The organism is Nocardia abscessus (assembly GCF_015477775.1).
GTDB classification, from domain to species: domain Bacteria; phylum Actinomycetota; class Actinomycetes; order Mycobacteriales; family Mycobacteriaceae; genus Nocardia; species Nocardia abscessus_A.
On record NZ_JADLQO010000038.1, the window covers coordinates 1 to 11,554 of the forward strand.

The 11,554-nt window shown below is 65.2% G+C and carries 13 protein-coding genes; 12 read left to right on the top strand and 1 reads right to left on the bottom strand.

What is annotated here, in order from left to right; translation table 11 throughout:
* The 12 genes from IU450_RS38865 to IU450_RS38920 form a co-directional block, all read left to right on the top strand.
* Positions 1–1,260: hypothetical protein (locus IU450_RS38865; RefSeq protein ID WP_195154714.1), on the top strand; the 1,260-nt coding region annotated here is incomplete at its 5' end.
* A gap of 64 nt (positions 1,261–1,324) precedes the next feature.
* Positions 1,325–2,077, top strand: a complete 753-nt coding sequence (locus tag IU450_RS38870) for a phosphotransferase (protein ID WP_195154715.1) — start codon at positions 1,325–1,327, stop codon at positions 2,075–2,077.
* A 360-nt stretch (positions 2,078–2,437) separates the two neighbouring features.
* Positions 2,438–3,640 (top strand): tyrosine-type recombinase/integrase, encoded by a 1,203-nt coding sequence (locus tag IU450_RS38875; protein WP_324197980.1) that lies wholly within the window; start codon positions 2,438–2,440, stop codon positions 3,638–3,640.
* A gap of 17 nt (positions 3,641–3,657) precedes the next feature.
* Positions 3,658–3,978, top strand: a complete 321-nt coding sequence (locus IU450_RS38880; RefSeq protein ID WP_195154725.1) for a helix-turn-helix domain-containing protein — start codon at positions 3,658–3,660, stop codon at positions 3,976–3,978.
* A gap of 101 nt (positions 3,979–4,079) precedes the next feature.
* On the top strand, positions 4,080–5,438 hold the full coding sequence (locus IU450_RS38885; protein WP_195154716.1) for a hypothetical protein: 1,359 nt from the start codon (positions 4,080–4,082) through the stop codon (positions 5,436–5,438).
* A gap of 124 nt (positions 5,439–5,562) precedes the next feature.
* The gene (locus IU450_RS38890) at positions 5,563–5,988 is read left to right on the top strand and encodes a hypothetical protein (protein WP_195154717.1); all 426 of its coding nucleotides are present in this window, start codon (positions 5,563–5,565) and stop codon (positions 5,986–5,988) included.
* 147 nt (positions 5,989–6,135) lie between these two features.
* Positions 6,136–6,654, top strand: coding sequence for a hypothetical protein (locus IU450_RS38895; RefSeq protein WP_195154718.1), 519 nt, complete (start codon positions 6,136–6,138; stop codon positions 6,652–6,654).
* A 180-nt stretch (positions 6,655–6,834) separates the two neighbouring features.
* Positions 6,835–7,644, top strand: a complete 810-nt coding sequence (locus IU450_RS38900) for a DUF5984 family protein (RefSeq protein WP_195154719.1) — start codon at positions 6,835–6,837, stop codon at positions 7,642–7,644.
* 62 nt (positions 7,645–7,706) lie between these two features.
* Positions 7,707–8,267, top strand: a complete 561-nt coding sequence (locus tag IU450_RS38905) for a hypothetical protein (protein WP_195154720.1) — start codon at positions 7,707–7,709, stop codon at positions 8,265–8,267.
* Between the two features lie 305 nt (positions 8,268–8,572).
* Complete coding sequence (locus IU450_RS40490; RefSeq protein ID WP_228835741.1) at positions 8,573–9,121, top strand: hypothetical protein; 549 nt, start codon at positions 8,573–8,575, stop codon at positions 9,119–9,121.
* 540 nt (positions 9,122–9,661) lie between these two features.
* Positions 9,662–10,111 carry a hypothetical protein gene (locus IU450_RS38915; protein ID WP_228835742.1) on the top strand — a complete coding sequence of 150 codons (450 nt, stop codon included), beginning with the start codon at positions 9,662–9,664 and terminating at the stop codon, positions 10,109–10,111.
* 604 nt (positions 10,112–10,715) lie between these two features.
* Entirely contained in the window at positions 10,716–10,913 is a 198-nt protein-coding gene (locus tag IU450_RS38920; RefSeq protein WP_195154722.1) for a YjzC family protein, read from the top strand.
* Positions 10,914–11,010: 97 nt separating this feature from the next.
* Here the strand turns inward: IU450_RS38920 and IU450_RS38925 are convergent, their stop codons facing one another.
* Positions 11,011–11,241 carry a hypothetical protein gene (locus IU450_RS38925; RefSeq protein WP_195154723.1) on the bottom strand — a complete coding sequence of 77 codons (231 nt, stop codon included), beginning with the start codon at positions 11,239–11,241 and terminating at the stop codon, positions 11,011–11,013.
* Between the last annotated feature and the right edge of the window lie 313 nt (positions 11,242–11,554).

The window sequence follows — 11,554 nt, forward strand, 5'->3', positions numbered from 1 at the left end:
TACGCCTGCCCGCGATGCGGCCGCGAAGACAGGCCCTACGGCCACCTCTGCTCGGTCTGCACGCTGCAGGACCGAGCTACCGCGCTGCTCGCCGACGCCTCCGGCCACATCCATCCGCGCCTGCAGCCCGTCTTCGACGCGTGGATGGCCGGCAAGGACCCGCGTTCCACGCTGCAATGGATCCGCAAACGCTCCAGCAGCCCAGAAATCCTGCGCGCGATGGCTCTCGGTGAGCTTCCCATCTCTCACACCACATTCGACGATCTGCCCAGCACTCGACCGGTCAACTACGTTCGTGATCTGCTCACAGCCACCGGTGTCCTCGAGCCCTACCAGCCGCTCATCGCGCGAACCACGCACTGGCTGGTCGAGGTCCTCGAACTGCTGCCCAAACACCACGCCGACCTCATCCACCGCTTCGCCCGATGGCACCTGTTGCGTCGGCTGCGACTTCTCGAAGCACAGGACAAAGTCACTCGCGGCGCCGTCCAGAACGCCCGAGCCACCGTGCTCACAGCGATCCGGCTACTGATCTGGCTCGACGAACACGGCATTGCCCTCATCGACGCGACCCAAGACCATCTCGACGCCTACCTTGCCAGCCATCCGGGCCGCGGCGTCGTCCTGGTCCGATTCATCGACTGGACCAACCACACCGGCATCACTCACGACCTCCGGCTCCCGCCACAGCAACGGCCCGACCTGCAAGTTCAGCTCTCCGACGATCAACGCTGGCACTACGTCGAGACCCTGCTGCACGACAACACGATCCGCCGATACACCCGCATCGCCGGACTGTTCATGCTGCTGTTCGCCCAACCACTTTCACGCATCTGCCGCATGCGCTACGACCAAGTCGCCCTCCAACCCGACGGCACCGTCACCACCACCTTCGACAGCGTCCCCATCGAAATGCCCGAACCACTCGACCAACTCCTACGCGACCACCTCACCCACGGCGGTCCCGCCTCTTTCGCCAACCAAGGAATCTGGCTGTTCCCGGGCCGGTTACCCGGAAAGCACCTGGTCACCGAGAACATCCGCGCCGAACTGGTCTCCCACGGCATCCACCCCAAACACGCCCGCCACGCCGCCATGTTCCACCTCGCCGCCGACATGCCCACCCCCGTCCTCGCCGAACTACTCGGACTCTCCCCCATCACCGCCACCCGCTGGGCCATCCTTTCCTCCCGCAACTGGGCCCAATACACCGCCATGCGCCATACCTCCCACCAGGCTCGCGGCGAACAACGGCCGTGAGAGCAGGCTCCCGCCGCCGCACTCCGACCGCGTCGACACCCCTACTTCGGTACACACTGGTCTGATGACCGAGATTCCCCTGGAAGGAGGGTTCATCAGCCGGGCCGTCCGAGTCGGTGACACCGTTCACCGTCAGCCCGGCCCACGCGCAGAGTTCGTCCACCAGCTACTACGCCATCTCGAGGACCGCAGATGGCCGGGCGCACCCCGCTTCCTCGGCATCGACGCACTCGGGCGAGAAATGCTCACCTACCTCGACGGACACGTTCCCCATACCGGCGGACAGCCACCCGTGACCGAGCCAGAGAACCTGGTCGCGGTGGCGAAGCTGCTGCGCCAGTTCCACGACTTGACCGCGGGAACGCCGTTGGCCCGCGACCAGGAAGTGGTCTGCCACAACGACTTGTCACCGAAGAACACCGTTTACAACTCCAGCGCCCCGACAGCTCGGCCAGTCGCGTTCATCGACTGGGACCTCGCAGCACCAGGCGCCCGCATCCACGACCTCGCGCACCTGTGTTGGCAGTATCTGAACCTCGGAACCAGCATCGACAACGTCGCCCAGGCAGCAAGCCAACTACAACTGATCTGCACCACCTATGGCCTCAACGATCATCACGCAGTCATCGACACCATTCTCTGGTGGCAGCAGCGCTGCTGGCGCGGAATCGAGTCCCGCGCCGCCGCCGGCGAACCCGCCATGACCGCACTACGCGACACCGGAATCGTCGAGGCCATCCGCGCCGCCCATCACTGGGTCCACAACCACCGCAGCCAGCTGACCGCGGCGACCGACCCACCCAGACACCGGAACTGAAACAGCACCACGACATCACCGCAGCCCACGCGACAGACCTCGAATAGTCCCGGTCTCAAAAGTATTGCTCCACCGACATCACTTCCAGAAGGGTTGGCTGACCTGCGCGTCTGCGCCACTTCCACCCCGCGCACCGACCTACCGGCACCGCTGATCCCGCCGACGCCGCCGATCCGGGCCACACCTCTTCCACCATCAGTGCTCAACCGGGGAGTTTCGTCCGGCGAAATTACCTCGGATCCGGGTCACACCTCCTGCACCTCCGTCGATAACCGGGACTATCGACTAAAAGGTGACCGTCCGGAGGGTGTGCTGGTGGACTATCGCTGATCGTATTTGCGACACGATTCCGGTGACCTGGTGGTCCTTGACTTCGTCGCGAACCCGGCTACCTTGAGGCGACATTGTCGCTTTTCCGTTGACGGTCGGGGAGTGTTGTTGGACAAAATTCCTGGTGCTGCGGGGCTGGTTCTGGTCGAGGGTGTGCGGCACCTCGATGAGCCCGCAGCGGTGTTCGACGGCATGCTGGCTGGCTGGAGGAAGCAACAGTCTGCGCGGATGCTGTCGCGGTCGACGATCGATCCGCGCATCAAGTTGGTGCGGCGGTTCGTCGAGTTCACCGGTTCCTACCCGTGGGCGTGGACGGCGGGAGACGTGGAGGACTTCACGGTGTCGTTGACCTCGGAGACGGGTGGACGGTTGGCGGTGTCCACGATCCGCGGCTATCACCTGACGTTGCGGATGTTCTGTGACTACTTGACCGATGCTCGCTATGAGTGGGTTCGCCAGTGCCGAGACCGGTTCGGGCAGGTGCCGGTTCAGGTTTGCCACGAGTGGAACACCGTGGTCCATCTGACCGACTATGAAGGCCGGCCAGGCCGACGACCGTTGTCCTACACCGAGCTGCAGCAGTTATTCGACTTCCTCGATGACCGGGTCGAACGGATCGCCGGGTCAGGACGCAAGGGGGCGCTGGCCGCATTGCGCGATGCCCAGATGGTCAAAACCGCGTATGCCTATGGGCTGCGCCGCAACGAGTTGTGCCGGTTGGATGTGGTGGATCTGCGGCCGAATCCGCACGTGCCCGAGTGGGGCACCTACGGGTCGGTGCATGTGCGCTACGGCAAGTCCACCCGTGGTGGTGTCCCGCGTCGGCGGACCGTGCTGACGGTGCCGGAGTTCGATTGGGTGGTGGCCGGGATGCGGCAGTGGGTCGAGCACGCGCGGCCGATCTTCGCGGCCGGGGATCATCCGGCGTTGTGGCTGACCGAACGCCTGACCCGGGTTGATGCCCACTTCCTGGAGAGACGGTTCGCCCGGATCCGCGGCGAGGCCGGCCTCGAGTCCGATCTGACACTGCACTGTCTGCGCCATTCCTACGTGACGCACCTGATCGAGTTCGGGTATCCGGAGCGGTTCGTGCAGGAGCAGGTGGGCCACCATTTCGCGTCCACGACCGCGATCTATGCCTCGGTGAGCAGCGACTTCAAGAACAAGACGCTACGTTCGGCGCTGAGCAGGGTCTACGCGCCGGAAAACGGCACAGTAAAGGAGGACTGGTGACTGGTCGACGCCTCGTCATGCGCTGGCATCTTCGTCAGATCATGGCCACCCGCGGCATGTTCCAGACCAGTGAACTGGTCCCGCTGCTGGCCGACCGCGGGGTGAATCTGAGCCGCCAGTACGTGCACCGCCTGGTCACGACAGCGCCGCAGCGGATCAACACCGATCTGCTGGCAGCGTTGTGCGACATCCTCGACTGCGAACCCAACGATCTGCTCGAACCCGCCGTCGAGTACGACGAAGTCGTCGCCACCGGCACCGACGGCGCCGCCGAGGAGGGCTTGGAAATCGGTGCCTTGCGGCCGATTCGGGCAACTGTGCGCCGGCCGCAGCCCTGATGGGGCGGCGGCCCGTGCCGCCGAGGGTCTGCCCGCAGTGCGGGCGGTCGGCGAAACACACGCGCGTGTTCCTCGAACAGCGGATCTGCGAAGCGTGCTGGATGCGACGACGGCGGGCGGTGCAGGTCTGCCCGGGATGTGGTGAACAGAAAGTCCTGGCCTTCTACGACGAGCAACGTCGGCCAGCCTGCACAGCCTGCACCGGCAACACCTCCTCGTTCGCCTGCCGCGACTGCGGCCGCGAGGACAACGTCTTCGGCGCCTGCTGCGCCACCTGCACCCTGCGTCACCGCCTCACCGACCTGCTGTCGGATGACACCGGCCAAGTCCACCCCCTCCTGCGGCCTGTCTACGACACACTGCTCACCGGGCCCCGGGCCCAGACCACGCTGTATTGGTTGACGCGACGCTCCTCACGCCCGGATATTCTGCGTCTGATGGCGCGCGGCGAAATGGCTATCAGTCACGCCGCTTTCGATGATCTGCCCTGCGACCGGAACGTGAACTACATCCGCGACCTCCTCGCCGCGACGGGTGTTCTGCCGCCCTATCAGCCGCTGGTCGCGCGGATTCCGTCGTGGCTGGGTGACCTCCTCGCCGCGCAACCCAAGCCTCGCGCAGACCTGGTCCACCGCTTCGCCCGATGGCACGTTCTGCGCCGACTACACCTACTCGGCGACCGAGTCACCCGCTCCGCCGCTCTGAGCGGCCGGGCAGCGGTCCTGTCCGCGATCAGGTTCCTCACCTGGCTCGACGACCGAGAAATCGCACTGCCTCACCTCACCCAGGCGGAGCTGGACAGCTACCTGGTCGAGCATCGCGGCCATGCCGGCATGCTCGCGCCGTTCATCGAATGGGCCGACAGGACCGGCGTGACGTCTGGCCTGGAGATACCGAAGCCCCCGACGTCGCTGCCGGAGGTCGTACTGTCCGACGAGCAGCGGTGGCGCCACGTCGAAACCCTGCTCCACGACGACACGATCCACCTCTACGCCCGCATCGGCGGCCTGTTCATGCTGCTGTTCGCCCAGCCGGTCTCCCGCATCTGCCGCATGCGCGCACACCAGATCACCACCCACCCCGACGCTGTGACCGTCACGTTCGACACCGAACCCATCGAGCTACCCGCCCCCCTGGACCAGCTCGTCCGTGACCACCTCACCCGCCCCGGATGGGCCTCCTACGTCAGTCGGCCCGACCAATGGCTGTTCCCCGGCGGGGTTCCCGGCAAGCACCTCACCACCGAGAGCATGCGGTCGCGGCTGGTCGCCCGCGGCATCCACCCCTCCCACGCCCGCAAGGCAGCCATGTTCCAGCTCGCCGCCGTGATGCCCGTTCCCGTCCTCGCCGACCTACTCGGACTCGCCCCACAAACCGCCGTCCGATGGGCAGCACTCTCCGCCCGAGACTGGGGCCAATACACCGCGATCCGGCACGATGGAGTTGCGGCTGTGCGGTAACGCGGCAGAAGATCGTTCTATTCGGTGTTCCCCGCTCGGCCAGGCATGGCCTACCTGCGCAGGCGCCGGACAATTCACCGATGCCGGGAACTCGGCCCACACGTCGACCGTTACGCTCGATTGCATGCGCACACGGCTGCGGAGGCTCCGAGCCGAGGGCCGCACTTTCGTCTGGCGCGCCGAAATCGGGTTCGTGCACGGTGACGGCGTCGATGTCCACCGCTGCATCAACGTCCGCGTGTGGGGTGACGGCAAGAACAGCCGCCCGCTCGTCGCCGATCTGCTCTCCAAAAGCAAGAGCGTGGGTTGGACCCCGGCAGCCACCGATGGGGCATACCCGGACGCCAGCGACATTCGGACGCTCATCAATCGCGGCTTAGAACTCGGTTGGCAAGTCGAGGCACGCGGCGGATCGTTTCTGCTGACTGAAAATTCCGACTTGGAGCTAGCTGGGTTTCTGATCACCGATCGACCGCGGCGGCCGGATGCACCCGATCCGACGGCCCGAGTAATGCAAGCCGACGAATCTCAGGCCAACACAGACACCTGACCAGACGAGCGCCGACGGCGCGCTCGCGCGACCAACGATCCAACACCATCGACACGCCTATCCGAAATTCGCGAACACAACCCCCGTGCGTCCAAACCGTCGCCAAGGCGACTTCGGACTCGACGGCTCAGGTTGATACCGTTCGCTATGCCGATCCCATGGCGAGCAGCCACCGAATCGTTTGAGCAGTTCCTGGGCAAGCATGGCGTCGGCCCGGCTGCGGTAACCGATGTCGAGGCGGCATGGCGTGCGTTCGTCGAGTTCTCGCAGACCGAGATCGACGGGATCGCGCCGGCCAACGAAGACGGTGATGGATTCATCATTCAATGGGGTCGGTATTCCTGGGACAACAACCGTCTCAGCCTCACGCTGACAAGACAACTTGCTACGGTCGACGCCAGCGAGCAGATCGAGGCCGATGATCCCGACTGGCAGCATCTGTGGCAAGTCGAGCTGACGATGGTCTTCGACGACGAGCCGGAACTGGTTGCCCACGAGTCTGGTCTGGACGCCCCCGATACGGGGTTCAGGTTCGAGCCGATCGGCCCGCTGCGAGCAGCAGCGCTGGCCGAAGTACGTGTCCAGGCGCAGCGGCAGGCACTCGTCGAGGCCATGTGGACCGCGACTCCGGTGCATAGTGAGCTGACGTTCGAATGCGTGTGCTGAGACGGCTGCATCCGACAGTCCGCGCCGACCGTCAACCTTATTTCGCGAACGAGGGCTGTCGACCTACACCAGAAGGACCCGAGCGGATCGGTCGCCGCCGAGGGCGAGACGGCGCTGGCAGCAGTTGCCCTGTCCGGGTCGTAACGCACGGCGAAACAGCGGTCGACAGCGTGTACGGCGATGCGGTTGCATCGAGACATGATGCGGTTGCGGTTCGAGTTGGTGCCGGTCGAGCAGGCCGGTCCGTGGGGGCCGGAGCGGCGCCTGCACTGGTTCGGGCTCACCGAAGGCTGGTTCTGCCTGGATGTGGGTGGAATCGAGTTGTTGCGATACACCGAGCAGACCCTCGCCTCGTTCCCGCTCGACGGCAGCCCAGCGGCACCGCCGTGGGCGGACTACTACGTGGTGCGGCTGTGGGAGGACATGCTCACGGCGCTGCCCTACATCCTCGAACCCGTCCCGGACGATCTGGTGGACTTCGTGGCTGCCGGATCTGCGGAATGGGCCGACACTGACGACCTGGAGATCCCGTTGATCGACGCCGCCTACAGCGCCTGCGGTCAGCGGTGCGTCGACACCTCGTATCTGCGCTTCGGGCCCACGCTGCGGTGGTGGCGCACCCTCGCTCCCGTGGACACGGTCATCGTGGATTGGCAGTTCGCCGTTGACCCTGACGGGAAGATCGCATTCACCGCACCGCTGTCGGGCCGGACATCGGTCAGCACAGACGAATTCGTCGCTGCCGTGACAGATTTCGATCACCGACTATTGGAGGCCATGCAGCAGCGGGTGGACCGGCTCGCCGCGACCGGTGTTCCTCCAGGGGTCGAACTCGATATTCCAGGCCTGGTCGGGGAGCAGGCGCAGCGACGGACATGGTTGCCTCAGGCGTTGGCGCAGCAGGTGGGCATCGACTGGGATGCGGTGCGCGCCGCAGCGGCGATCCTGGCGCCCCGTATCGGGCGTGACCCGGCGCTCGGACAGCTGTAACCCCTCAGATCGGTGATCTCGAGGGCAGTGACGCGGATGGGGGAACTGCTCGATGACACGCGTTGAATCTGATCGCGAACCTGCGTGGTGATGACAGCGGGTTCGACCAACGGACACCCGTCCAGCCGCTGAAGCGCTCGCGACAGCCCCTGGAGAGTCGTATGCCTCGATCACCGACCAATGGTTACGCCCGCCTGCACGCTTCAGGCGTGTTCGATTCCGCCCAACCCTTCCCACCGGCGAATACGGAACTCGAAGCAGTGCATGATCGGCCGGTGAGCTACGACTTGGTGATCTGGGAAGGTGAGCGGCCGGACAGCGACGAGGCGGCCTTCGAACAATTCGTCGACCTTGCCGAGCGCCATCTGGAGACCGAGGATCTGCCCCCGACTCCCGCGATTGCACGTTACGTCAGCGAGGTCCTGCGGCGGTGGCCCGACAGCGACGACAACGGTGGATTCGGCTGCTGGGCCGGCGGCGGAGCCGGGGACGCCAACGGTCACGTGTTCGAAATGCACATCCTGCCTGGATATGAGGCCGAAACAGCTACCCGGGCCGCGGATTTGGCATATGAGCACGGCCTGGTCTGCTTCGACCCTCAGCAAGAACGGTTACGGCCCTGATCCACACAGCCACGACTTTCCGCAACCACCTCCAGTCCGTGGCAGCCGGGGTGATCACAGCCGCCGAAGCCGAGGGTTAAGGGGATCCGGCCGTTCCAGCGCTAAGGACTGAACGCGGAACCGGCAAGTCCCACTGGGCTGCTTCCTGGCCCCCGGTTACCGATGCCGGGAACGAACGCGAGGCACGGATGTGTGGCGGCAATGCAAGGATCCGCGTGGCGAGCTCGGCCCGGTGCGTGCGATGTCCGTGCCGGAATCGAGTCCACCGGTATCACCAGTTCTGTATCGAGTCGAAAGTGGCCTGTATGTGGTTGGTCGTCGATGAAGCCGATCGCGCGCAGTGGGAGTACACCCCGTTCGAGCACGTAGGACCGCTGCGCTTCGACATGAGCCACGAGGAGGCGTCCGCCGCGATGCGGGCGCAGGGGTTCGACGGCGAAATCTACCCCGGCTCGCCGAGACACCCTGGTCTCGATCAACGGGCCGACTTTCGCCCCGCCACCGGAGGTCGCTACCTGCCGGCCGTCACGGTGTACTACAACACCGAAGGTATGCTGGCCAGTGTTGCTGTCGAGGCGGGCTGTGGACCTCAGGTCTGGATGGACGGTCTCCGATTGGTCGGGCGAGTACCGTCCGAACTCACCGATCAGTGGTTCGAGTACGCCGCCGAGCATGGCGTGGACCTCACCATGTCCGGAGACGGTGACGCGGCCTCGGACGAGCTGGGGTTCACGGTGCTCGCCCAGCGAGTAGGCGACATTCTGCTCACCCGCCCGTTTTTCGTGATCCCCGAGCGAAGCTGGGCGAACACCGTCTACGACAGCCTTCCCGGAGACGAGACACGGCTCTTGTGAACCAGCGCGGTGCCTGAAGTGAACACGTGCAACCTCCGCACCCGCCCCATCCGCCATCGCCGAGCGCTACCGCAGATTCCCGAGTCGCCACGGCGTGAAAAAGTCATCGCACCGGTCGTAACTCCTTCAGCGCCTGGATCGGGCAGATTCGCTCCTCAACCCACTGGAACGAACCCTGGCCTGGATCAGCAAACAAACACCGCCCGCTGCGTCCGCGACTACGAAACCCGCCACTCAGAGTCGATCGGTCTCGTCGCGACTAACGCCGACTCCTGCCAACCGGCTCGCCGCCACCGAGACAGTCAAACCCAGCCGAATAGACCGAGGTTGGAATACTTCCCCTCCACCGACATCTCAGGCGCGAGTTTCGTCCGACGAAACGTCGGTAGCGTGGTCGATATGGACATCGACGAGCCGCGCGAACACTGCCCGCGGTGCGGGTCGACGATCGTGCAACCCGACCGCGGGCGTCGACGCCGATGGTGTTCGGACGACTGCCGACGACGCGGCAGCGAGCAAGGCATCCGCGTCCACGAAGTCGTGCGAGAGAGGGAAGTGCGGCGGCCGGAACGGATCTCGCTCGAACGGCAGATCGCGCGACTGCTGGACGATCCCGACGCCACCGAGCAGCTGCTGCGCACCCTCGCTCACCGCTGGCGCCACCACGGACCCGACACCGCCACGCGTCAAAGGCTCAAGCCGACGATCCTCGACGTGTGGCAGGCATTCCACACCGCCGCCGACCCGGACGCGGCGCGGAATCCGCCGGCGAAACTCCCCACCGTCGCCGCCGAACACCGCGCCGCCGTCGAGCGAGTGTTGTCCTCCCCCAGGTCGATCCGCGACGTGCTGATGCGCGTGCGCGACATGCTCGACGCCGGACAGTTCCGCGCCGGATCGGCGGATCCGGTGCACTACGGGATCGCCTACCTGATCCGCCAGCACGCCCCGCCGCGGCACCAGCAGTTCTACCGAGCACACCGAAACTGACCCCTTTCCGACACCGGCTTTGTAGCCCCCAGTGGCAAGCGAGCGCAGCGAGTGCGGCAGCACCTCTCAAGGCGACCATTCGCGCGCCAGCTGCCACACACTGATTGCAGACTGTTTGCCCTAACGGCGTTGCGGGCGTGTCCCTTCGGCGTGTCGACACAAGCTGTTGTGCTACACGGACATGTCGGGCACAAGGACTAGTATCTAGATCGCCAGCACGTTCCGTTAACGGCAACGAGCCCCACCCGGGGCTCCGGCATGAGGCTCGTTGGAAATGCACTTGTGAGAGGGTGCCCTGCCAACGTACCGCAGACAGGCCGTCCCATCAGGGATTGGGAAGGGCCGCCGGTAAGACTTGGCAGGAAGGAGTAGACGCAATGGCGACTCGGCGCATCACGATCCGCCCGGGGCAGAAGAAGACGATCACGCTGCCCGGTCCGGTGCGGAAGATCATCATCACGCCGAAGCCCCGGTAGTCCGGAGCTGAGACCGAAAGGCTCGGCCGACAGCCGGGCCTTCTCGGTCGACCAACGCTTTTAGAGCGACTATTCCGCCGCGTCCGAACCCGTTTCGCGCGGCGCCAACCCGTAAGGAGGTGGGCTTGATGCCTGCCAAAAAAGAGCCGTTGAAGCCCGGCACTCCGGCACCGAACTCCGGACAGTACGTCGAAGTCGGTCCGCGCGGCGGCAAGACCGACACCGAGGTCACCGGTGTGAAGGGGAAGCGGCTTCCCCCGACGTCGAAGCCCGGCAACGGCTACGTCCTGATCGACCCGACGAACAACGGCGCGGGCGGGAAGTAACCCCGGACGAGAACTTCCTCGGATGTTCTCTGACGACTGACAGAAGTGGCGGGCCCCGTACGGGGCCCGCCACTTCTGCATCCTCCCTACACCTTGCTCACGCCCGGCCGCCGCGATGACGGGTGCGTCGCCGGGCAGGCGAGACCGCGCGCTGCTCGAGCGGCCGAGACGACGCGGTCGGGATGTGCTTGTGCCGCCACAACATCGCCAGCACTCTTTGTGCCGCCTCGCGCCGGTTCGAGTCCGACGAGAAGACAGCCGCCCAGACCAGCACGAAAACCAGCAACAGGCCACCGACTGCTACGGCATCACCGAGAGAGATACTCACGCTGAACACGAATGGGTTTCCCTTGAACAGGGGACGGCCTCACCGTGCGGGCTGGACGAAGATGTGCAGCTCTCCGATTCGACCATCCCGAACGTACGCATGGATGGTGAACCGGAAAGCGGAGCCGTCTTCCCGTTGGGGGCGGCTAAGTTGGCGAAGGCGCCGAACAGCATGACTCCGTGCTGCTTTGGCGGTTCATGTGGGCATCGATGATGTTGATTGGCCGTCTTAGCTCGGTGAAGAGGGTATCAGAAGGCACCGGCATACCGTCCTGGGCAGATCGACCGCTCAGCGGCCTTCTCGTCGAACGACG